Source organism: Pseudomonas allii (assembly GCF_055380095.1).
This window is the reverse complement of the sequence record NZ_AP039450.1, coordinates 4,376,120-4,397,050: the sequence shown is the minus strand read 5'-3', so window position 1 is coordinate 4,397,050 and position 20,931 is coordinate 4,376,120. Positions and strand designations below refer to the sequence as shown.

Here is a 20,931-nt window from a genome sequence, read left to right as displayed (position 1 = left end):
GCCACGGCATTACTTGTCCTTGCGCGCATCCATGGTCTTCTGATGCTCAGCCAAAAACGGCTGCTCTGCCGGATCAAAGCGGTCGATCCCGGCGGTAAAGCGATGCCAGTAGGGGTACAACGGCTGGCGGCGTGTCACGGCTTCGATGCGTGAAGCTTGTTCCTGGGTCAGTTTCAACTCAGTCGCAGCGAGGTTGTCGCGCAGGTGTTCTTCGGTGCGGGCGCCGACGATCAGCGAAGTGATCCCCGGTCGATCCTTGAGCCATGCCAGGCACGTGCGGGCCACCGAGACACCGTGTTCATCACCGACCGCCGCAAGGGTTTCGATGATATCGAGCGCCCGCTCCTGATCATGCACATAGGGTTCCGGCCAACCGCTGCCCTGGCGGGTGTTGGCGGGCGGCTTGCGGCCACGACGGGTCGATCCGGTCAACAGGCCTTCGCCCATCGGGCCCCACACCAGTGTGCCTACCGACTGGTCCAGCGCCAATGGCAGCAGTTCGTACTCGGCTTCGCGGGATTCCGGGGTGTAGTAGATCTGCTGGGTGATGGGCTTGAGCATGCCGTGCAGTTCGGCCTTGCCCAGGGTTTTCATCATCTGCCAGGCGGTGAAGTTGCTGGTGCCGAAGTAGCGGATTTTTCCCGAACCCACCAACAGCCGTAGCGCTTCGAGGGTTTCCTCGATGGGGGTCATGCCGTCCCAGTTGTGCAGTTGATAGAGGTCGATATGGTCGGTGCCCAAGCGTTTCAAGCTGGCTTCGCACGCGCGAATCAGATGGTAGCGCGAAGAGCCGGAGTTGTTGGGGTTGTTGTCCACCGGGCTGCGGCCCTTGGTAGCCAGCAGGATATCGTTGCGCTTGTCTCCCAAGGCTTGGCCGACGACTTCTTCGGCCAGGCCGTGGGAGTAGAGGTCGGCGGTGTCGACCATGTTCACACCCGCGTCGAACGCGATATCGAACATGCGTTTGGCCTGGGGCACATCCACCGATCCGCATTGCTCAAACCCGCCGCGACCGCCAAAGGGGACGGTGCCCAGGATGATTTCGGATACCAGCAGGCCGGAATGGCCCAGTTGTCGGTATTGCATGTCGCCTCCTCGGTAACGTTGAACCTAGAGTTCTGAGCCACACCGGATGCGATAGTTTGAATTTTTTGAATGAAATCCCGGCGAGTGTGCCTCACCATTGCGTCATTCAGATTGAGAGGAACACTGTGCCCATGAGCGCACTGATCGAAACCCGCGCCCTCACGCGCCTGGACGAGCGCCGCCAAGTGCCCTTGCTCCAGCCCACTGATTTCAGCCTGCAGGCCGGCGACCGGGTGTCGATCACCGGCTCATCCGGCTCCGGCAAAAGCGTGTTCCTGCGCGCATTGGCGCTGCTGGATGCGCCCACGTCCGGGCAGATCCTGTGGAATGGCCAGCCGATCGGCAACGCCGAGATTCCCCACTACCGCTGCCATATCAGCTACCTCTCCCAACGCCCGGCGCTGCTCGACGGCACGGTGGAAGACAACCTGCGTTTCCCCTTCAGCCTCAAGACCTCGCGCAAGCGCAGCTTCGACCTGGCGACAGTGACCACACTGCTGGGCCACGCCGGCAAGTCGCCGGACTTTCTGGCCAAGCGCGCCGCCGACCTGTCGGGCGGTGAGTCCCAGGTGGTTTCGCTGATCCGCACCCTGCAACTCAACCCCGAAGTGCTGCTGCTCGATGAACCCACCGCCGCCCTCGATCCCACCTCGTCCCGCGAAGTGGAAGCGCTGATCGATGCCTGGTTTGCCGGTGATCGTTCCCGTGCCTGTATCTGGGTGTCCCACGACCTGGACCAGGCCCGGCGCATGAGTGACATCCACTTGCAGATGAGCGCGGGTGTGTTGAGCGGAGTGGCCCAGCCATGAATTACCAGAACCTCACCGCGCTGGACATGGGCATTGCCGCCTCGCTGATCCTGATCAATGGCGCGCTGTCGCTGCTGTTGCGCCTGGGCCTTGGGCGCCAATTGCTGTGGGCGGCGGTGCGCACGGTGGTGCAACTGCTGGCGATCGGTTACCTGTTGGGCTGGGTCTTCGAGTTCGCCTATTGGTACGTGGTGCTGCCGCTGATGTGCGCCATGACCCTGATCGCCGGTCTTTCGGCAGCCGGGCGGGGGCGGCGGACGTACCGGGGCCAGCGGGTCGACAGCATCCTGTCGGTGTGGGGCAGTTCGTGGCTGGTCACCGCCGTGGGCCTGTTTGCGGTGATCCGCATCCACCCCTGGTACGAGCCGCAGTACGCGATCCCGATCCTCGGCATGATCCTCGGCAACACCTTGACCGGCGTCTCGCTGGGCATCGAGCGCATGACCCAGGAACTGACCTCGGGGCGCAACACAATCGAAATGATCCTGGCCCTCGGCGGCTCACGCTGGGAGGCCGCGCAGGAAGCCATCCGCCAGGCGGTGCGCGCCGGCATGATCCCGACGCTGAACCAAATGACGGTGGTCGGCATCGTCAGCCTGCCCGGCATGATGACCGGGCAGGTACTGGCGGGGGAGAGCCCGGTGGACGCGGTGCGGTATCAGATCGTGATCATGTTCCTGATTGCCGCATCGTCGGCGTTGGGTACGGTGGGCGCAGTGTTGCTGACCTATCGGCGATTGTTTTCGGTGAGTCATCGGTTCCTGAGGGACAGGCTCGAGGAGCGCTGAGCGGTATTGTTTCATCGGATGAAATGCTCGATTGTAAATCCTGGTGATTCCAACGGTCGGGGCAGCGGTGGAGTATGCGGGGCGTCGAGACCCCCTTCTTTTGGAGCCTTTCATGATCAAACTCTATGGTTTCCCGTTGTCCGGTCACTCCCACCGCGTGGAACTGATGCTGTCCCTGCTGGGCCTGCCGGTGGAATACAACTTGGTGGACCTCAAGCAAGGTGCCCACAAGTCCGCCGACTATTTGGCCATGATCAACAGCTTCGGCCAGGTGCCGGCGATTGATGACAATGGCGTGGTGCTGGCCGACTCCAATGCGATTCTGGTTTACCTGGCGAACACCTACGGCAAAGGCCAGTGGCTGCCGGGTGACCCTGTGGGGCAGGCCCGAGTGCAGCGCTGGCTCTCGGCGGCCGCCGGTCAACTGCACGTCGGGCCCGCGTCGGCGCGGTTGGCCACGGTGTTTGGCGCGGACATCGATACCTCCGTCGCCATTGCCCGTTCCCACGCCTTGCTGAAACTGATGGAGACTCAACTGAGCCAAAACCGCTTCCTGGCCGGCGAGCAACCGACCATCGCCGATGTCGCTTTCTACACCTACACCGCCCACGCGCCGGAAGGCAATGTGTCGCTGGCCGATTACCCTCAGGTGCGCGCCTGGCTCGCCAGCATCGAAGCGCTGCCGGGATTTGTCGGCATGCCGTGTACAGTCGTGGGCTTGCAATCCCACTAACGCGAACCCTTGTTGTAGTGAGCGAGCTTGCCTCGCGTTGGGGCGCGAAGCGGCCCTGAAACGTGCCACCGCGTATTTTCTGAAACAACGCAGCGGCCTTATTGGGGCTGCTTCGCAGCCCAACGCGAGGCAAGCTCGCTCGCCACAACAAGCTCGCTAGCCACAGGGGAATAGCACTATGCAGTTGCTTGAGAGGAGTGCCGATGGACCGATTTCATGAAATGCAGGTGTTCCTGGCCGTGGCCGAGGAGGAAGGTTTTGCCGCCGCCGCCCGCCGCCTGAATACCTCGCCGCCCAGCGTGACGCGGGCTATTGCCGCCATGGAGGAACGCATCGGCACCCAACTGCTGGCGCGCACCACCCGTAGCGTGCACCTGACCGAAGCCGGCCAGCGTTACCTGGAAGATTGCCGGCGCATTCTGGCGGAGCTCGATGAAGCCGAAGAAGCGGCGGCGGGCAGTTACTCCATCCCCTGCGGCCACCTGACGGTCACCGCGCCGGTGCTGTTCGGCGAGTTGTATGTGGCGCCGGTGCTGGGGGAATACCTGGACCGTTTTCCACTGGTGAACATCAATGCTTTGCTGGTCGACCGCGTGGTCAACCTGGTCGATGAAGGCGTCGATGTAGCGGTACGTATAGGCCATCTGCACGAGCCGGGGCAGCAGGCGATCAAGGTCGGCGAAGTGCGCCGGGTGGTGTGCGCGTCGCCGGCCTATCTTGACCTGCACGGGCGACCGGAGCATCCGTCGCAGTTGCGTGAGGCCAAGATCGTCACGTCATCGTCGAGCCAACTGGTGAGTGGCTGGGAGTTTGTCGACGCCGGCCAACCCTTGACCGTGCCCATCGAGCCGCGCCTGGTCGTTACGGCGAACAATGCCGCGATCAACCTGGCACGCCTGGGCTGGGGCATGACGCGGGTGCTGTCCTATCAGGTCGCCACGGCGGTGGCGGCGGGCGAGTTGGAGATCGTCCTTCAAGCGTATGAGGCTGAGCCGTTACCGATCCAGGTGGTGTTCCAGAAGAGCGGCCGTGTACCGGCCAAGATCAATACCTTTGTCGACTTCCTCAGCCATCGCCTGGGCCAGGATGCTGCCCTGAACCCGGCGATGAAACGGCGCAGTTGATGGAGCGCTATCGCGACATGCAACTGTTCGCCGCGCTGGCCGGGCACTCGAGCCTGGCCGGCGCGGCGCGCAGTGTGCAGGTGTCCGGACCAACCCTGGTCCGTGCGGTTGCCCGCCTGGAAGCGCGGCTACGCGTGCGGTTGCTTGAGCGCAGCACGCGCGGCGTGAACCTGACCGACGCAGGCAGCGCGTACCTGGCCGATTGCGTGCGCCTGCTCGCCGCCGTGGACGCCGCCGAAGCCTCGGCCAAAGGCTTGCATGTGCAGGCCCAGGGCAACCTGCGGGTGTTTCTGCCCTTTCTGTTCAGCCGTTATGTGATGGCGCCGGTGTTGGCCGACTACCTGGACCGTTATCCCGAGGTGAGCCTCGCGGCGCATTACCACGACTATTATCCAAACCTGCACGAAGAAGGGCTGGACGTGGCGATCCTCGTCGGTGAACTGCCCGACTCGTCGTTGATCGCCCGGTCGGTGGGGCAGGTGCGGCATGTCCTTTGCGCCAGCCCCGACTATCTCGCTGTTCACGGCGAGCCCCAACGCCCGGACCACCTCAAGCAGCATCGGCTGATTGCCAGTGCCGATCAGGTGCATTGGGATTTCCAGGGTTATCCACTCAAGGCCCGTGCCCGCCTGGGCTGCGCCACGGTGCAGGGCGCGATCAATGCGGCGGTGCATGGGGCGGGGGTGATTCGCTGCCTGAGTTACCCGGTCCACGAGCATCTGCAGAGTGGGCAATTGCGCCGCCTGTTGCCGGGTTTTGAACAGCCGCCATTGCCCGTGTACGTGGTGTACCGCCAAGGCCACAACGCACCGATGCGCGTGCGCAGCTTTGTCGACCACTGCGTGGCGGCGCTGCGAGACCACCCGGCATTTCAGTTGGCGTAACAGTGGATTGCCTGGCGTGGTGATTCCCTTGGTGGCGAGCAGGGCGCAGCATCGGGCTATCCAACATGAGGTGTTTGCCATGAACCTGATCGAACAATCCCCCTGGCATGCCGGTGAACGGCACATGCAACAAGCAGTGGGCGTCGCCGAGCGCATGGCCGTGGTCGGACCGAAGGTGATCCGCGATCATTTGCCCGAGCAGCATCGGGATTTCTACCCCTTGTTGCCGTACCTGATGCTGGGTGTGGTAGACGAGCAGGGCATTCCCTGGGCGACGATGGTGGAAGGTGCGCCAGGCTTCGCCCACTCGCCGAACCCACAGACTTTGCAGGTGGACAGCCTGCCGTCGGCAACCGACCCGGCCCGCAACGCCTTGCGTGAAGGTGCATCCATCGGCCTGCTGGGCATCGACCTCAACACCCGCCGCCGCAACCGCATGAACGGGCGTATCGGTACGCTCGACCACGAGGGCTTCTCGGTCGACGTGGTGCACACGTTCGGCAATTGCCCCAAGTACATCCAACTGCGGCCGGTTGTATCCGTCGCGCGTAAGCCCGGCAGCGTGGCCGAACGTTCCAGCAGCCTGGATGATGCGGCCCAAGCGCTGATCCGCAACGCCGATACCTTCTTCGTCGCCAGCTATGTCGAGGTGGATGGCCAGCGCTCGGTGGACGTTTCCCACCGTGGCGGCAACACGGGTTTTGTGCGGGTCGAAGGCAACGTGCTGACCATCCCCGACTTTGCCGGCAACCTGTTCTTCAACACCCTGGGCAATCTGCAGGTGAACCCGGTGGCGGGGTTGTTGTTCATCGATTTTGAATCGGGGGATGTGCTGCAGGTGGCCGGGCGCACTTCACTGATCCTCGACGGCCCTGAAGTGGCGCTGTTCGAGGGCGCCCAGCGCTTGTGGACGGTCACCGTGGAACATGTCGTGCGGCGCCCGGCGGCGTTGGCGTTGCGGTGGCAGTTCGCGGAGTTTTCGCCGTTCAGTCTGGCGATGGGGAGTTGGTAGGCGTCGACGCCCAAATGTGGGAGCTGGCTTGCCTGCGATAGCGGAGTGTCAGGTGGCGTTGCTGTGACTGATACACCGCTATCGCGGGCAAGCCCGGCTCCCACAGGGGATTGCGTTGCCTGATGGAATTACGTGTTTGATCAGGCCACCGGGCTTTCCCGGTTCAGCGCCTCATCGACCAACAACTGCGCAACCTCGACCATCTGCACCATCGCCGGCTCAGTCCGATAAAAAGGGCCTTCTATGCCATTCGTGCCCCCCCGGTTAACATTCAATTGCGCCACGTCCGGTGGCTACCCGCGCGTTATAGGGCAATACTCCCTCAGGTTTCTGCCCCGAGGTTTCCACCATGAATGTACCGAGCCGCCTTGCGCTCCAGATTGCCGCCGCCGCTGTTCTCAGTGCATGTGGCGAAGCGTCCAAAATACCGTTCCAAGCCGGAGTCGGGCCTGCGCCGCAACTGCCCGAGCCCAGCACTTCTTTGATCCCTACGCTCAAGGTCTCCAAGGCCGTCGGCTGGTCTGACGGTGTACAACCCACCGCCCCCCAAGGCTTCACCGTCACGGCCCTGGCCGATAACCTCGATCACCCGCGCTGGGTCTACACCCTGCCCAACGGTGATGTGCTGGTCGCTGAAAGTAATCACCCGCCCATGCCCGAAGGCGCCACCGACGGCGGCACGGGTGTGATCGCCTGGGCACGGCGCACGGCGATGGGGGTGGTAATGGGGCGTGTCGGCGCGGATACACCGAGCGCCAATCGCATCACCTTGCTGCGCGATGCCGATCACGATGGGCATGCCGAAGTGCGGAGCGAGTTCTTGAGCGGCCTGATGTCGCCGTTCGGCATGGCGCTGGTGGGCAACGACTTGTATATCGCCAATGCCGACGCGGTGGTCAAGGTGCCTTACACCCCAGGCCAGACCCATATCGACGCCACTCCGGTCAAGGTCACCGACCTGCCCGCCGGCATCAACCATCATTGGACCAAAAACCTGCTGGCCAACCCCGAAGGCACCCGGCTGTATGTGACGGTGGGGTCCAACAGCAACGTCGGCGAAAACGGCCTCGACGCTGAAGAAGGGCGTGCCGCGATCTGGGAACTGGACGTGGCCAGCGGCGAGAAACGCCTGTTCGCCAGCGGTTTGCGCAACCCCAACGGCCTGGCGTGGAAACCGGGTTCTAGCCAGCTGTGGACGGTGGTCAACGAACGCGACGAAATCGGCAGCGACCTGGTGCCCGACTACCTCACTTCGGTGCAGGACGGCGCGTTCTACGGCTGGCCGTGGAGCTACTACGGCAGCCACGTCGATGTGCGCGTCCAACCGCCACGCCCGGACAAGGTGGCCCAGGCCATCGCGCCGGACTACGCCCTGGGTACTCACGTCGCACCGCTGGGCCTGACCTTTTCCGATGCGCGCGGCATGCCGGCTGCCTTTGCCGATGGGGTGTTTGTCGGTGAACACGGCTCTTGGAACCGCAACCCGCAAGCGGGCTACAAGGTGGTATTTATCCCGTTCAAGGAGGGCAAGCCGTCGGGTGCACCGGTCGACTTTCTCACCGGTTTTCTCAATGCCGAAGGCGAAGCGCAAGGCCGGCCGGTGGGTGTGACCCTGGACGAGCAGGGCGCGTTGCTGGTGGCGGATGATGTGGGGAACAAAGTGTGGCGGGTGACACAGCGCAAGCCCTGACCCCCGATATGTTGCGGGATGTTGAACTGCCAGATTGAACGATGCCATTGGGTTAGCCTTGTTTTCCTACCGACAACAAGGAAGCGTCATGCAACGAAAGGTCATCAATCCCACGACGGTATTCAACTCCCTGCAATACGGCTTCAGCCAGGCCCTTGAGGTGCCACAGGGTCGGCGCATCATGCTGTCCGGCCAGGTGGGGGTGGATGCGGACGAGCGCACGGTCGGCCCAGGCATTGCCGAGCAGACCGCCGCTGCGCTCGACAATATCGACAAGGTGCTGGCCGAGGTCGGCGGTGATCTGTCCCATGTGATCATGCTGCGGCTGTATATCGCCGAGTCCGCCCGCGACCAGCAGGAACCGATCGCGCAGGCGCTACGGCAGCGCTTCCCGGACAACCCGCCGCCGTCTTCGTGGATTATGGTCAGCGGGTTGTCGTTGCCGGATTGGTTGATCGAGATCGAGGCGGAGGCGGTTGTTCCGTTCAGTACCGAATCATCACCGACTTGAGCTCGGTGTAATCCTCGATGAATGCACTGCCAAACTCCCGACCAACCCCCGAAGAGCGATTGCCCCCAAACGGCACCGCCGGGTCGAGCAGTGTGTGCATGTTCACCCACAGCGTGCCGGCCCTGATCGCCGGCACCATGCACAGGGCCTTGCCCAAGTCATTGGTCCACAGGCTGGCGCTGAGGCCGTAGGGGCCGTTGTTCATCAGCGCGAGCAGCTCGTCTTCACTGTCGTAGGGCAGGAAGGTGGCGATGGGGCCGAAGGTTTCTTCGTTGAGCAGGGTGTCGTTGATGCTGTTGGCGAGGATCACCGTGGGTTCGACATAGCAGCCGGGGCGGTCGATGAATTTGCCGCCGTGGATGATCCGGTTGTTTTCGGCGCGGGCCTGGCTGAAATAGCCGAGCAGTTTGAGTTGATGCTGATGGTGGGTGACCGGGCCGAATTCGGTGCGTTCGTCCAGCGGCGAGCCGATGGTGAGGCGGCTGAGGCGCTGGCTGAGTGTGTCCAGCACGGCGTCGAGCTGTGAGCGATGCACGAAGAACCGTTCGGCCGCTGCGCAGATTTGTCCGGCGTGCAAAAAGCCGGCCTCGATGATGCCGTCCACCGCCTTGTCCACGTCCACGTCACGCAGGAACCCGGCGGCGTTCTTGCCGCCCAGTTCCAGGGTCGCACGAGTGAGGCCGGCGCCCATGGCGCTGCGGCCCACGGCGATGCCGGTGGGCACCGAACCGGTGAAGGACACCTTGTGCGTACCGGGGTGCTCCACCAGGCCTTTGCCGACGTGGCCGCCGCCCGTCAACACGTTGAGCACACCCGCCGGCAACCCGGCTTCGATGGCCAGTTCGGCGATGCGCAGGATCGTCAGCGGCGTGAATTCGCTGGGCTTGATGATGATGCTGCAGCCGGTCACCAGTGCCGAGGCGAGTTTCCAGATAGCGATCATGGTCGAGAAATTCCACGGCACGATGCCCACCACCACGCCCACCGGTTCGCGCAGCGTGAACGCGGTGTAGCGTTCGCCATTGAACGAGGGCAGCGACGGGGTGAGCGTCTGGCCGCTGATCTTGGTCGCCCAGCCTGCGTAGTAGCGCAGGAAATGCGCGGCCTGGTCGACCTCGAACGCGCGGGCAATCTGGATGATCTTGCCGGACTGGCAGGTCTCGATCTGCGCCAGTTCTTCGCGGTGGCGTTCGAGCAGGTCGGCGAGCTTGTGCAGCACATTGCCGCGCGTTGCCGGCGCAGCCTGTGACCACAGCTCAAAGCCCCGGTTGGCGGAGTCCACCGCTGCATCGACATCCGCCAGGTCGGCATCCGCCACGTGGGCGATCACTTCACCGGTGGCCGGATTGGTCACCGCCAGGGTCTGGCTGGAATGGCTGCGGACGTTGACGCCGTCGATGAACAGCCCATGGGGTCGACGTAAAAACGCTTCGACGTGAGGCAGCAGCGGGATATCACTCATGGCAGGTTCCTGGCAGTTCACAAAAGAAAGCCCGAGGGTAACCAAGCCGCCCGCGCCTGGCTTGACTGTGCCTGCCAAGCGTCATGCCTGTGGCTGCCGCGCCTGTGAAAAGTACAACCTTGCCTGTGGAACGTGCATTTTCCACGCGCCCGACCCGTTCGATACTGACCCTGCATCCAGCGCTGCCCCTCGACTCGGAGCGGCTGCCGGACTTCCAATAATAAGCAGGGCCGTCCATGAAAAAGCCAAACCCGCTCCTCGAAGACCTCAAGCCCCTCCTGCCCCAGATTGCGGCAAATGCCACGCGTGCCGAACAGCAACGCCAGGTGCCGGATGAGAACATCGCCTTGCTCAAAAGCATCGGCCTGCACCGTGCCTTTCAACCCAAGGCCTTTGGTGGCCTGGAACTGTCGCTGCCCGAGTTCGCCGACTGCATCGCCTTGCTCGCCGGCAGCTGTGCCAGCACCGCCTGGGCCATGAGCCTGCTGTGCACCCACAGCCACCAACTGGCGCTGTTTTCGGCCCGGTTGCAGCAGGAAATCTGGGGCGAAAACCCGCATGCCACCGCCAGCAGCAGTATTGCGCCGTTCGGGCGCGTGGTGGAGGGCGACGGCGGGGTGCACTTCAGCGGTGAAATGGGCTGGAGCAGCGGCTGTGATCACGCCGAGTGGGCGATTGTCGGCTGCCGTCGACAGAACGCCGAAGGCACCCAGGACTATTGCTTTGCCGTGCTGCCGCGCAGCGACTACCAGATCCGCGATGACTGGTTCGCCGCCGGCATGAAAGGCAGCGGCACCAAGACCCTGGTCATCGACAATGCCTGGGTGCCCGAGCACCGGATCCAGAAGGCCAGGGACATGATGGAGGGCAAGTCCGCAGGTTTTGGCCTCTACCCCGACAGCCAGATTTTTTACGCGCCGTACCGGCCGTATTTCGCCAGTGGTTTTTCCACTGTCAGCCTTGGCGTGGCCGAGCGCATGCTGGAGGTATTCCGCGAAAAAACCAGAACCCGCGTGCGCGCCTACACCGGTGCCGCCGTGGGCGCGGCGCCCCCCGCGCTGATGCGCCTGGCCGAGTCCACCCACCAAGTGGCCGCTGCCCGCGCATTCCTCGAAAAAACCTGGCAGGACCACGCCGAACACAGCGCCGCCCAGCGTTACCCGAGCCGCGAAACCCTGGCCTTTTGGCGCACCAACCAGGCCTACGCCACCAAGATGTGCATCGAGGCGGTGGACCGCCTGTTCGCCGCCGCCGGTGGCAATGCCTGGTTCGAACACAACGAAATGCAGCGCCTGTTCCGCGATTCGCACATGACCGGCGCCCATGCCTACACCGACTACGACGTCTGCGCGCAGATCCTCGGCCGTGAGCTGATGGGCCTGGAGCCGGACCCGAGCATGGTGTGACCCGTTCTTCCACTACAACAATCAGGGCGTCCGTTCGAGGGCGCCCGGGAGTCTTGCATGCCTGACACCAGCCTTTTCGACCCACGGGCCTTTCGCCGCGCCCTGGGCAACTTCGCCACCGGCGTGACCGTGGTCACCGCCGCCACCGCGTCCGGGCGCAAGGTGGGCGTGACCGCCAACAGTTTCAACTCGGTATCCCTCGATCCGCCACTGGTGCTGTGGAGCATCGACAAGCGCTCCAACAGTCATGAGGTGTTCGAAGAAGCCAGCCACTTTGCGGTGAACGTACTGGCCGCCGACCAGGTGCACTTGTCCAACAACTTCGCGCGCCCGCGTGAAGACCGCTTCGCCCTGGTCGAGTACGAGCCGGGGGAGGGCGGTTCACCGGTGTTCGCCGATTGTTCGGCACGCTTCCATTGCGAGAAATACCAGCAGGTGGACGGTGGCGACCACTGGATCATGATCGGCAAGGTGGTGGCCTTCGACGATTTCGGGCGTGCGCCGCTGTTGTATCACCAGGGCGCTTATGCCGAGGTCCAGGCGCTGTGTCCCTGCGCGCCCGAGACGGTTCAGAATGGTACGGCGACCACCAACTGACTGTAGACATTGGTGCCGTTGCCACCGACCTGGTTGCCGCCGGTTTGGGCATCCTTGTTGGGTTTGTAGAGGCCCAGCAGCGGGGTGATGATCAGGTGCTCGTTCACCGCCCACTCGGCGTACAGGTCCAGCTCGCGACCGTCCAGGTTCACCTGGCCACGGGTGCTGACGGTGGTGTAGTCGAAGAACAGCGCACCCAGGGTGAGGTTCTCCCGCGGCTTGACCTTGAGCGCCACGTGTTGCACGGAGGTGTTGGTGTTATACGGGCCGGAGTAGTTGCCCGCCACTTCGCCCTGCACCCAGGTGCCGTAGCCACGGTTGAAACCGGCGAACATCGCGTCCCAGTTCTTTGAATAGCGTGCGTAGCGGTAGGTCAGGTCCGGCGACCAGGGCAGGTCGGCGAAGGTGTAGCCGGCTTCGGCGTAGCCGGCGTTTTCCTGGCTGTCGCGGCGGTTCTGGCGGGCCAGTTCAAAGGCGAAGTGCGCGTTATCGATACCGGCATTGCCGGCGCCGCGCAGGCTGTAGAGGTTCATGCCTTTGCGCTGGCGCTGCACGTCGCTGGCGAAGCGCTCGTCCACATCGATCCCATGAATATAGGTGAGCCCCAGGGTGCCCGGCGCGGCGCTGTACTCCAGGGTGCCGGCGGCCATTTCGGTCATGGCCTGGGCGGGGTTGTCGGACTTGATCCACATCAGGCTGCCATGTACGCCGTCCTTGCCGCCGAGGCGGATCACCGCGGTCTTGTCGAAGGCATGGCGCGCGGCGATGTAGTAGGCGCCACCACGATTGAACTCGCCGTCACCCACGCCCTTGCCGAGGTTGGGGCCATCGTCGTTGATCAGGAAACCGTCGCCCAGCATGATGATCTGCCGACCGAACGACAGGTCCACGCCGTCCTTGCCCAACGCCGGGAACAGCTCGCCCGAGCGCCAGCCGGCAAAGGCTTCGTCGAACTTGGTGGTGCGCTCCTTGCCCGTGGTCACCCCGGAGGCATCGCCATCGCCCCAGGTGCCGGAACTCACCAGGTTGGCCGTGCCATACACGCCGCCAAAGCGGCCCAGGCTCTGGTCGACGCTCAGGCCGTACTTGATGAAGGCCTCGCGCCAGGTGGAACCGCCGTTGCGCCCGTCGTAGTTCTTCTTGCTGTTGAACATCCCGTACACGGCAAGGAAGTTGCCGGTGACGTGGGTGTCGGCATCGGCGTAAAGCTCGACCGCCTGGGCTTGGCCCATCAGCAGCGCAATCCCGAGGCCCACCGCCTGGCGCAGGCCGCGATTTTTCAGTGTGTGCTCCATTGTTATTGTCCCCAGCTTGGTTAAGAGTGAGGGCGCATTAGGGCGAGTGGCGGGGGCCTGAGTCTTTTCTCTGCGTGCCAGGGAATTGACCCTGGCCGCCATACCGCCCGCTGTGGCAGGGAGCAACAAAACCGGCGGCAGACAGGGGCAAGACGATCAATTCGAGTGGGGCGCAGAGTACTGACACATTAAAAAAACCGTCTTCGAGGACCCCCACCATGTCGATCAACGACCGACTCACCGCGCACCTCAACCGGGGCACGGTAGGTTTCCCCACCGCCTTGGCCAGCACCATTGGCCTGATCATGGCCAGCCCGGTGATCCTCACCGCCACCATGGGCTTTGGTATCGGCGGCAGTGCGTTCGCCCTGGCGATGCTGATCGCCGTGGTGATGATGCTGGCCCAGGCCACCACCTTTGCCGAAGCGGCCTCGATCCTGCCCACCACCGGCTCGGTGTACGACTACATCAATTGCGGCATGGGGCGCTTTTTCGCGATCACCGGCACCTTGTCGGCGTACCTGATCGTGCATGTGTTTGCCGGCACCGCCGAAACCATCCTGTCCGGGGTCATGGCCCTGGTGAACTTCGAACACTTGAACACTCTGGCGGAATCGGCCGGTGGTTCGTGGTTGCTCGGCGTGGGTTTCGTGATCGTCTTCGGGGTGTTGAACGCGTTTGGGGTCAGTGCTTTTGGCCGAGCGGAAATCATCCTCACCTTCGGCATGTGGACCACCCTGATGGTGTTCGGTGTACTCGGCCTGATCGCCGCGCCCGCCGTGCAGTTGGACGGCTGGTTCGGTGAGTCGCTGGTGGGCACCGACCTCATCACCGTGCTGTCGCTGGTGGGCATGGCGATGTTCATGTTTGTCGGTTGCGAGTTCGTCACGCCCCTGGCGCCGGACCTGCGCCAATCGGCCAAGGTGATGCCACGCGCAATGATGCTGGGGCTGATGGGCGTGGCCACCTGCATGTTCATCTATGGCGCGGCGATGAAACGCCAGGTGGAAAACGTGGTGCTCGATGCCGCCTCGGGCGTGCACCTGCTGGACACGCCCATGGCCATCCCCAGGTTCGCCGAGCAGGTGATGGGGCAGATCGGCCCGCTGTGGCTAGGCATCGGTTTTCTGTTTGCCGGCGCGGCCACCATCAATACCTTGATGGCCGGCGTGCCACGGATTCTCTATGGCATGGCGGTGGACGGCGCGTTGCCCAAGGTTTTCACCTACCTGCACCCACGCTTCAAGACGCCGCTGCTGTGCATCCTGGTGGCGATGTTGATTCCCTGCCTGCACGCGCTGTACCTGGGCGGCAACACCGACAACATCATGCACCTGGTGCTGGCGGCGGTGTGTGCGTGGAGCTTTGCCTACCTGCTGGTGACGATCTCGGTGGTGAGCCTGCGTATCCGTCGGCCTGACCTGCCACGGGCCTATCGTTCGCCGTGGTTCCCACTGCCGCAGATCGTGTCGAGCATCGGCATCCTGCTGGGCATGGGGTTCATCACGCCACCGGGCATGACCCCGGCGGACATCTACGTGCCGTTTGGTGTGATGTTGGCCGGTACGGCGGCGTATGCGCTGTTCTGGACCCTGGTGGTGCAGAAGGTCAACCCCTTCAAGCCGGCCTCCGTGGAGGAAGTATTGGCAAAGGAGTTCAGTAACCAACCGGAGCAGGCTGATGACCGTTATGGCGACTTTGCGGCAAAGACTGTTTGAGCTGTGGCGTGCCGATCGTGTGCCGTCGGGGTATCGACCGGGGGTGACCCTGGCGCACCTGCGGCGCAACCTTGGGCTGGCAACGCTTGAAGTGGACGGCGTGGCGTTCGAGATTGTCGAGCGCACCGAGTCGCAGTTGTTGATGCATCTGGTGCTGACCGAGTTTGTCCTGCGCGTACCGGCTGCGACGGGCGGCGCGGCGAGTTTCGCGGTGCACCACGGCGGCGCGATCCGGCGCCATGGAATTCGTGTGCAGCGCCGTGCCGGCAACCAGGCGTTGGGGCGTGAGTTGCAGGCACGCTTGTTGGCCGACGAGGCGTTGTTCCAGGCGCTGATGCCGCTGGATTTCAAGCGTCTGCGCATCGAGCTGCACGACCAGCAATGGTGCGTGCGCCTGGAGCATATGGGCGGCAGTGAAGTGGTCAATCGCCTGCCGGCGTTTCGGCGTTATATCGCCCTGAGCCCTATGCAACGCAGCCATTTGCTGGCGGCGCTGGTCGGGTTGAATCGGGTGTTGTCGAACCTCTGATTGGCATCATTAGTGCTTCTGCAAAGGGCAAACAGGTTGTTGTTGCGTGCATATAGATAACATGTTAACTATTGCATCAGAACAACAAAAAGAAGCCATTGCGGAGACACCCCATGAGCATCCCACAGCATGCACACGACGGGCTGGACACTTGGAACCGCGAGCTACGCGCCGCGTGCGGTTATTTCGAGACGGAACTGGCGTTCAACCGCTCGCTGTTCATCGGCGAGATCCGAGACTTGCCACGCGGCGTGGCCATCCTGCGCACCAATGCCGGGCTGATCAAACGCCCGGCGCACCACGCCGACCATGACAACGACCAGGACTGTTTCCTGGTCAGCCAGCGCAGCGGCTATTCGCAGATCGCGCAGAACGGCCAGACCCTGCACCTGGCGCCTGGCGAGATGTTGTTGATGGACTCGGTGGGCTCCATCGAAATCACCCCCTTCGGCTTGATCGAACACGCCTCGTTGTCACTCTCGCGCCCGCAGGTGTGCAAGCACCTGGGCGGCGACGCACGGGCTTTCGCCAAGATCTCCTCGACCAAAGCCTGCGGACGCATGCTGCATGTGCTGATGGATCAATTGTGCAAGGACGACACGGCAGACGGCGCGGGTGAAGCAGAAGCGCTGCAAACGGCCTTCGTGTCGCTGCTGGGGTCGGCCCTTGAGCAGGGCGACGAATGCCGCGAGGGCCCGGCAGCGCTGCAGGGCAGCAACCTGCGCAGCTATGTGCAGAAGGTCATCGATGAATCCCTGAGCCAGCCGGGGCTCAGCCCGATCGGTCTGGCCAACCGGCTGAATATCTCGGTGCGCCACCTGTACCGTCTGTTCGAAGAACAGGACGACAGCGTGTGCCGCTACATCCAGCGTGCGCGGCTCAAGCGCAGCGCGGATGACCTGACCAACCCGTGCCTGCGCAGCGAGTCGATCACCTCGATTGCCTATAAGTGGGGCTTTACCGACTCGGCGCACTTCAGCCGGTCGTTCAAGAAGCAGTTCGAGGTGTCGCCGAAGGATTTCCGTTCGAGCCGGATGCAGGCGGTGGGGGCATAACCGGAGTCTCTAAAACCAAGGAGGCCAAATGTGGGAGGGGGCTTGCCCCCGATAGCGGTAGTTCAGCCAAGCCTGTGGTGACTGACACACTGCTATCGGGGGCAAGCCCCCTCCCACATCTAGACCGTGTGCGGCTCAGTCATCGGGATACTCCGTGCGGTTGAGCACCTGGCAATACGAGCTGATGGGGAAGTTCGACAGCGCATCGAAGGATGCACCGGCGTAGCCGAAAATCTTGCCGTCGCTGCGGTGCTGTTGCAGGTCGATCAGCACCAGGCCAAGGGTCGGCACGATCTTCTCCTGCCACACGAACAGGTACAGCTGTTCGGCGATCTTGTAGTAGTGACAGCGGTCGGTGTCGCACAGGCCTTGCTCGACCCCTTTCAAGCATTGCCAGGCGTAGAAGCGCTCGTTGAGGTAGATGTGCTCGTAGACCTCGCTGGGGCTGTAGCGGTATTGGTTGCGCAGGCCCACCAGTTCGGCGGTGGGCGCATGCGGGCAGTGGCCGGCCTGCCACGGGCGGTCGAGGCTGCCTTGGAGGAAGTCGACCTCCACCGAGGTCAGCGGCTTGCCGGCCAGGGCGCGGTGGTAGAGGCCTTCGTGGGTCTCGGCCTGGTCCGGCAGGCGCCCGATCACGGCAGTGAACGAGGCGTTCGGTGTGTCCAGCACCAGGCTGATCGACCAGCTATGCCCGGCCTCTTGCTTGATGAAATCCACCAGGTACAGGCCCGGGCGAATCGAGGTAGCACGGTACGGCGCGCTGCCACTGGAGTGGCCATCGGCGGCGTGCCAGGCCAGGCGATCCTGTTCGAAACGGTGTTCGATCTGCCAGCCATTGGCGAAGTGCAGGGTGAACGCCTGGCCCGCCAGCTCGGCCAGGTTGGGCAGGATGAAGGCGTCCGGGGCAAAACCGTCGGCCAGCGCGCCTACGGTGATCCAGTCGGGAGAACTCGTCATGGCGGCGCCTCCCTACACGACGGCGAAGTAATGTTTGACGAAGCTTTCGCTGAGCACTTCCCACAGCACGGGCGTGCCCTTGGTCACGAACCAGCTGTCACCGGCCTTGTAGCGCGTGGACTGGCCGGTGGATTCGTCGGTGAGCAGCACTTCGCCGGTGACCACCGTGGCCTGCTCGGCGAACGGGTAGACCATGCGGAACTTGCCCTGGGTGGTACCGAAATAAGCGCTGCTGACCGGGTCGGTGGGCGCGCCGAACGTCATCTTGCCGAAGGCGCGCACGTCGCCTTCGAGGATCTCGGAGCCGAGGTCGGCCACGGTGCCCCAAGGGTCGAGTTCCGAGAGTTGGACGTTGTGCTTGAGGGGGGTGAGGGGCATGGCAGTTCTCCAGTTGAGTAAAAAATGCGGTTAGCGGCGCCCGTTCCAATAGCCGGAAAGCTGGTGCCAGGATTTGCCCGCCGTCAGCAGCAAGGGGCGGATCGCGTCCTTGCCGATAATCGTCGGGCGATGAATCGAGCTGACCAGGTCGTAGCGCGCCGAGCCTTCGCTCATGCCTTCAGCCAGGACCTTGCAGATGATGTGGCTCGGGGTCACGCCAAAGCCGGAATAGCCTTGCACGAAAAACGCGTTGCTGCGCCCCGGCAAGGTGCCGATCTGCGGGAACAGGTTGGGGCTGCACGCCATCGGGCCGCCCCAGGCCAGGTCGATTTTCACGTCCTTGAGGTAGGGGAAGATCTTCAGCATGAGGTGACGGTTCCAGGCCTTGAGGTCGCCGGGAATATGCTCCACCAACGGCGTTGCGGCGCCGAACAGCAGGCGGTTTTCGTTGGTGACGCGGTAGTAGTCGATCACCGGGCGAATATCGCTGTAGGCCCCGCGAATCGGGCTGATGCGCTGGATCAGTTCTTCGGACAACGGCTCGGTCATCATCTGGAACGCGTAGGTGTTGATGGTCGAGCGATGCAGCTCCGGCTCCAGCTTGTTGAGGAAACTGTCGCAGGCCCACAGCAGCTTGCTGGCGCGCACCGAGCCACGGCCGGTGCGCACGGTGATGCGTTCGCCGTAGCTGACTTCCAGCGCCGGGCTGTTCTCGAAAATCCGCACCCCATGGCCGGCCAGCGCGGTAGCTTCGCCCAGCAGCAGGTTGAGCGAATGCACATGCCCGCCGCCCATGTGCAGCAGGGCGCTGCTGTAGGCCTTGGAACCGATGATCTGCTGCACATCCGCGCCGCCGAGAAAGCGGATTTCGTGCTGGCTGTTGATCGACTTGAAGTCCTTTTCCCAGGCGCGCAGGGTTTTTTCCTGGCGGGCGTTGAAGCCCATGTAGCCGTAGCCGTGGCAGAAGTCCGCGTCGATGTTGTACTTGGCGATGCGGTTCTTGATGATGTCCGCGCCCAGGTCGCTGATCTCGAACACCTGGCGCAGGCCGTCTTCGCCCACGTCCTTCTTGATCTTCTCCAGGTCATGGCCGATGCCCGCCATGATCTGCCCGCCGTTGCGACCGGTGCCGCCGAACCCCAGGTAGCGCGCTTCAAGCACCACGATATTGGTGATGCCTTTTTCCGCCAGTTCCAGGGCCGTGTTGATGCCGGAAAAACCGCCGCCGATCACTACCACATCGGTGTCGATGTCCTGTTCCAGGGTAGGGAAGCTCAGGTTGTATTTCTTGGTGGCGGTGTAATACGTGGGGGTTTCGATGTTGATCATGGCGCGGCCTGAAAAGTGAAGGAAGGCTCTAAAGCGGATGCCTCCATTAGGGGCCCTGGCGGGATGGAAGTCTTGACCCTGCGTGCCCATGCATTTGATTCAGCGCGCCATGGGCGGTGCGCTCAACAAGTTATAGCGCGCTCGCCGGCAGGGAATGTTAGAGTTTCGTTAAATTATTAACTAAATACTCCGTGACCCTGATCCCTATGTCCAAACCTCGACAATCCCTGACGCTGGCCTTGCTGCAAGCCCGCGAAGCCGCCATGAGTTTTTTCCGCCCGTCCCTGAATGAACACGGCCTGACCGAACAGCAATGGCGGATCATCCGCATCCTCGAACAGTACGGTGAACTGGAGATTTACCAGTTGGCAGAACTGGCCTGCATCCTCAAGCCGAGCATGACCGGCGTGCTGGTGCGCATGGAAACCGCCGGCATGGTGCACCGGCGCAAGGCCGAGCAGGACCAGCGCCGGGTACTGGTGACGTTGGCTGACAAGGGCAAGGCTAGCTTCGAGTCGATGAGCCAGTGCATGGAGGCCAACTACCAGCGGTTGCAGGATCAGTTTGGCGAAGAGAAGTTCGAGGCGCTGCTGGGCTTGTTGGATGATTTGAAGAACATCAAGCGCTGAGGTAATAGCTGAGTCACCACCGAGCAAAATGTGGGAGGGGGCTTGCCCCCGATGGCGGTGTATCAGTCACCAGATGTTTGGCTGAACCACTGCTATCGGGGGCAAGCCCCCTCCCACATGAGACCTCAGTAGACGCCACCACCGTGGCCGGCCGTGGGCGTGTCTTTGAATTTCCCGGCCAGCGCCTGCAACCCGCGCATCAACACAGTGGTATCCACACCCACCGCCACAAAGGTCGCGCCCAGCTCGATATAGCGCCGCGCCAGGCCTTCATCGGCACTGAGAATCCCCGCCGCCTTGCCCGACTGCACGATGCGCTTGATCGCATCCTCAATCGCCGCCTGCACATCCGGGTGTCCCGGATTCCCCCGATGCCCCAGCGACGCACTCAAATCCGCCGGGCCGATAAACACACCGTCCACACCCTCGACGGCGACGATCTCGTCCAGGTTCGCCAGGCCTTCGCGGTTTTCAATCTGCACCAGCAAACACATCTGTGCATCCGCCTGGTCGAGGTAACCGGCAATGCTGTTCCAGCGCGACGCCCGCGCCAGGGCACTGCCGACACCGCGAATGCCCTGGGGCGGGTACCGCATGGCACGCACCAGGTCACGAGCCTGGGCGGCGCTTTCCACCATGGGCACCAGCAGCGTCTGGGCGCCGATATCCAGCAGTTGCTTGATCAATGCGCTGTCGCCGATTACCGGGCGGATCAGCGCCTGGCTGGGGTAGGGCGCGATGGCCTGCAACTGGCCGAGCATGCCTTGCAGGTGATTGGGCGCGTGTTCGCCGTCGATCAGCAGCCAGTCGAAACCGGCATTGGCGGCCAGCTCTGCGCAATAGGCGTCGGCCAGGCCGAGCCACAGGCCGATCTGCACCTCGCCGCTGTGCAGGCGTTGTTTGAAGCGGTTGATGGGCAGATCCATGGCAATCCTCCAG

General features: G+C 63.2%; 20 protein-coding genes and 1 pseudogene. 14 read left to right on the top strand and 7 right to left on the bottom strand.

All coding sequences use genetic code 11. The features are described 5' to 3' along the window. Positions 1-9: 9 nt before the first annotated feature. Complete coding sequence (locus tag ACZ445_RS19960; RefSeq protein ID WP_058426120.1) at positions 10-1,086, bottom strand: aldo/keto reductase; 1,077 nt, start codon at positions 1,084-1,086, stop codon at positions 10-12. Between the two features lie 131 nt (positions 1,087-1,217). Between ACZ445_RS19960 and ACZ445_RS19955 the strand changes: the two genes are divergently transcribed. From ACZ445_RS19955 to ACZ445_RS19920, 8 genes are all read left to right on the top strand, one after another. Next, positions 1,218-1,895 carry an ABC transporter ATP-binding protein gene (locus ACZ445_RS19955; RefSeq protein WP_058426119.1) on the top strand — a complete coding sequence of 226 codons (678 nt, stop codon included), beginning with the start codon at positions 1,218-1,220 and terminating at the stop codon, positions 1,893-1,895. Beyond that, positions 1,892-2,683, top strand: coding sequence for an ABC transporter permease (locus ACZ445_RS19950; RefSeq protein WP_058426118.1), 792 nt, complete (start codon positions 1,892-1,894; stop codon positions 2,681-2,683). Before ACZ445_RS19955 ends, ACZ445_RS19950 begins: the two co-directional genes overlap by 4 nt. A 112-nt stretch (positions 2,684-2,795) precedes the next feature. Further along, entirely contained in the window at positions 2,796-3,416 is a 621-nt protein-coding gene (locus ACZ445_RS19945; RefSeq protein ID WP_058426117.1) for a glutathione S-transferase family protein, read from the top strand. 203 nt (positions 3,417-3,619) lie between these two features. Further along, complete coding sequence (locus ACZ445_RS19940; RefSeq protein ID WP_058426116.1) at positions 3,620-4,540, top strand: LysR family transcriptional regulator; 921 nt, start codon at positions 3,620-3,622, stop codon at positions 4,538-4,540. Beyond that, positions 4,540-5,424, top strand: a complete 885-nt coding sequence (locus tag ACZ445_RS19935) for a LysR family transcriptional regulator (protein WP_464707490.1) — start codon at positions 4,540-4,542, stop codon at positions 5,422-5,424. The genes ACZ445_RS19940 and ACZ445_RS19935 overlap by 1 nt, the downstream gene beginning before the upstream one ends. A gap of 79 nt (positions 5,425-5,503) precedes the next feature. Next, on the top strand, positions 5,504-6,436 hold the full coding sequence (locus ACZ445_RS19930) for a pyridoxamine 5'-phosphate oxidase family protein (RefSeq protein ID WP_058426114.1): 933 nt from the start codon (positions 5,504-5,506) through the stop codon (positions 6,434-6,436). 349 nt (positions 6,437-6,785) lie between these two features. Next, complete coding sequence (locus ACZ445_RS19925; RefSeq protein ID WP_464707489.1) at positions 6,786-8,126, top strand: PQQ-dependent sugar dehydrogenase; 1,341 nt, start codon at positions 6,786-6,788, stop codon at positions 8,124-8,126. Positions 8,127-8,214: 88 nt separating this feature from the next. After that, positions 8,215-8,637 carry a RidA family protein gene (locus ACZ445_RS19920; protein WP_464707488.1) on the top strand — a complete coding sequence of 141 codons (423 nt, stop codon included), beginning with the start codon at positions 8,215-8,217 and terminating at the stop codon, positions 8,635-8,637. On the opposite strand, the gene ACZ445_RS19915 is transcribed toward ACZ445_RS19920, so the two are convergent. Beyond that, positions 8,612-10,099 carry an aldehyde dehydrogenase family protein gene (locus tag ACZ445_RS19915; protein ID WP_464707487.1) on the bottom strand — a complete coding sequence of 496 codons (1,488 nt, stop codon included), beginning with the start codon at positions 10,097-10,099 and terminating at the stop codon, positions 8,612-8,614. The genes ACZ445_RS19920 and ACZ445_RS19915 overlap by 26 nt on opposite strands. A 236-nt stretch (positions 10,100-10,335) precedes the next feature. Between ACZ445_RS19915 and ACZ445_RS19910 the strand changes: the two genes are divergently transcribed. Together ACZ445_RS19910 and ACZ445_RS19905 are read left to right on the top strand one after the other, a co-directional pair. Next, a complete protein-coding gene (locus ACZ445_RS19910) occupies positions 10,336-11,505 on the top strand; it encodes a p-hydroxyphenylacetate 3-hydroxylase oxygenase component (RefSeq protein WP_464707486.1) in 1,170 nt (389 codons plus the stop codon). A 57-nt stretch (positions 11,506-11,562) separates the two neighbouring features. Continuing rightward, a pseudogene (locus ACZ445_RS19905) lies at positions 11,563-12,042 on the top strand (flavin reductase family protein); the annotation flags it as partial. Positions 12,043-12,074: 32 nt separating this feature from the next. Here ACZ445_RS19905 and ACZ445_RS19900 read toward each other — a convergent pair. Beyond that, a complete protein-coding gene (locus ACZ445_RS19900; RefSeq protein WP_464707485.1) occupies positions 12,075-13,397 on the bottom strand; it encodes an alginate export family protein in 1,323 nt (440 codons plus the stop codon). Positions 13,398-13,615: 218 nt separating this feature from the next. Between ACZ445_RS19900 and ACZ445_RS19895 the strand changes: the two genes are divergently transcribed. The 3 genes from ACZ445_RS19895 (at position 13,616) to feaR (ending at position 16,699) form a co-directional block, all read left to right on the top strand. Further along, on the top strand, positions 13,616-15,115 hold the full coding sequence (locus ACZ445_RS19895; RefSeq protein ID WP_058426107.1) for an APC family permease: 1,500 nt from the start codon (positions 13,616-13,618) through the stop codon (positions 15,113-15,115). After that, positions 15,078-15,644: a DUF3156 family protein gene (locus tag ACZ445_RS19890; protein ID WP_058426106.1), complete on the top strand. Its 567-nt coding sequence runs from the start codon at positions 15,078-15,080 to the stop codon at positions 15,642-15,644. The genes ACZ445_RS19895 and ACZ445_RS19890 overlap by 38 nt, the downstream gene beginning before the upstream one ends. Positions 15,645-15,757: 113 nt before the next feature. Next, positions 15,758-16,699 carry a transcriptional regulator FeaR gene (feaR, locus tag ACZ445_RS19885; RefSeq protein WP_464707484.1) on the top strand — a complete coding sequence of 314 codons (942 nt, stop codon included), beginning with the start codon at positions 15,758-15,760 and terminating at the stop codon, positions 16,697-16,699. Positions 16,700-16,834: 135 nt separating this feature from the next. Here feaR and ACZ445_RS19880 read toward each other — a convergent pair whose 3' ends face one another. The 3 genes from ACZ445_RS19880 to ACZ445_RS19870 are packed head-to-tail and all read right to left on the bottom strand — an operon-like array spanning position 16,835 to position 19,363. Next, complete coding sequence (locus ACZ445_RS19880) at positions 16,835-17,656, bottom strand: molybdenum cofactor biosynthesis F family protein (RefSeq protein WP_464707483.1); 822 nt, start codon at positions 17,654-17,656, stop codon at positions 16,835-16,837. A 12-nt stretch (positions 17,657-17,668) separates the two neighbouring features. Further along, positions 17,669-18,034 carry a cupin domain-containing protein gene (locus ACZ445_RS19875; protein WP_058426103.1) on the bottom strand — a complete coding sequence of 122 codons (366 nt, stop codon included), beginning with the start codon at positions 18,032-18,034 and terminating at the stop codon, positions 17,669-17,671. A gap of 30 nt (positions 18,035-18,064) precedes the next feature. Continuing rightward, entirely contained in the window at positions 18,065-19,363 is a 1,299-nt protein-coding gene (locus tag ACZ445_RS19870; protein WP_464707482.1) for an NAD(P)/FAD-dependent oxidoreductase, read from the bottom strand. A 206-nt stretch (positions 19,364-19,569) separates the two neighbouring features. Here ACZ445_RS19870 and hpaR point away from each other — a divergent pair, with 206 nt between their 5' ends. Continuing rightward, on the top strand, positions 19,570-19,992 hold the full coding sequence (gene hpaR, locus ACZ445_RS19865; RefSeq protein ID WP_058426101.1) for a homoprotocatechuate degradation operon regulator HpaR: 423 nt from the start codon (positions 19,570-19,572) through the stop codon (positions 19,990-19,992). 125 nt (positions 19,993-20,117) lie between these two features. On the opposite strand, the gene hpaI is transcribed toward hpaR, so the two are convergent. Further along, positions 20,118-20,918 carry a 4-hydroxy-2-oxoheptanedioate aldolase gene (gene hpaI / locus ACZ445_RS19860; RefSeq protein WP_058426100.1) on the bottom strand — a complete coding sequence of 267 codons (801 nt, stop codon included), beginning with the start codon at positions 20,916-20,918 and terminating at the stop codon, positions 20,118-20,120. Positions 20,919-20,931 lie beyond the last annotated feature (13 nt).

Excerpts from the sequence above, each read along its gene's own strand:
- ACZ445_RS19870 (WP_464707482.1), bottom strand. The coding sequence starts at position 19,363 with ATGATCAACATCGAAACCCCCACGTATTACACCGCCACCAAGAAATAC.
- ACZ445_RS19910 (WP_464707486.1), top strand. The coding sequence starts at position 10,336 with ATGAAAAAGCCAAACCCGCTCCTCGAAGACCTCAAGCCCCTCCTGCCC.
- ACZ445_RS19940 (WP_058426116.1), top strand. The coding sequence starts at position 3,620 with ATGGACCGATTTCATGAAATGCAGGTGTTCCTGGCCGTGGCCGAGGAG.
- ACZ445_RS19915 (WP_464707487.1), bottom strand. The coding sequence starts at position 10,099 with ATGAGTGATATCCCGCTGCTGCCTCACGTCGAAGCGTTTTTACGTCGA.
- ACZ445_RS19930 (WP_058426114.1), top strand. The coding sequence starts at position 5,504 with ATGAACCTGATCGAACAATCCCCCTGGCATGCCGGTGAACGGCACATG.
- feaR (WP_464707484.1), top strand. The coding sequence starts at position 15,758 with ATGAGCATCCCACAGCATGCACACGACGGGCTGGACACTTGGAACCGC.
- ACZ445_RS19900 (WP_464707485.1), bottom strand. The coding sequence starts at position 13,397 with ATGGAGCACACACTGAAAAATCGCGGCCTGCGCCAGGCGGTGGGCCTC.
- ACZ445_RS19920 (WP_464707488.1), top strand. The coding sequence starts at position 8,215 with ATGCAACGAAAGGTCATCAATCCCACGACGGTATTCAACTCCCTGCAA.
- ACZ445_RS19950 (WP_058426118.1), top strand. The coding sequence starts at position 1,892 with ATGAATTACCAGAACCTCACCGCGCTGGACATGGGCATTGCCGCCTCG.
- ACZ445_RS19960 (WP_058426120.1), bottom strand. The coding sequence starts at position 1,086 with ATGCAATACCGACAACTGGGCCATTCCGGCCTGCTGGTATCCGAAATC.
- ACZ445_RS19880 (WP_464707483.1), bottom strand. The coding sequence starts at position 17,656 with ATGACGAGTTCTCCCGACTGGATCACCGTAGGCGCGCTGGCCGACGGT.
- ACZ445_RS19875 (WP_058426103.1), bottom strand. The coding sequence starts at position 18,034 with ATGCCCCTCACCCCCCTCAAGCACAACGTCCAACTCTCGGAACTCGAC.
- ACZ445_RS19955 (WP_058426119.1), top strand. The coding sequence starts at position 1,218 with ATGAGCGCACTGATCGAAACCCGCGCCCTCACGCGCCTGGACGAGCGC.
- ACZ445_RS19925 (WP_464707489.1), top strand. The coding sequence starts at position 6,786 with ATGAATGTACCGAGCCGCCTTGCGCTCCAGATTGCCGCCGCCGCTGTT.
- hpaI (WP_058426100.1), bottom strand. The coding sequence starts at position 20,918 with ATGGATCTGCCCATCAACCGCTTCAAACAACGCCTGCACAGCGGCGAG.
- ACZ445_RS19935 (WP_464707490.1), top strand. The coding sequence starts at position 4,540 with ATGGAGCGCTATCGCGACATGCAACTGTTCGCCGCGCTGGCCGGGCAC.
- ACZ445_RS19890 (WP_058426106.1), top strand. The coding sequence starts at position 15,078 with ATGACCGTTATGGCGACTTTGCGGCAAAGACTGTTTGAGCTGTGGCGT.
- ACZ445_RS19895 (WP_058426107.1), top strand. The coding sequence starts at position 13,616 with ATGTCGATCAACGACCGACTCACCGCGCACCTCAACCGGGGCACGGTA.
- ACZ445_RS19945 (WP_058426117.1), top strand. The coding sequence starts at position 2,796 with ATGATCAAACTCTATGGTTTCCCGTTGTCCGGTCACTCCCACCGCGTG.
- hpaR (WP_058426101.1), top strand. The coding sequence starts at position 19,570 with ATGTCCAAACCTCGACAATCCCTGACGCTGGCCTTGCTGCAAGCCCGC.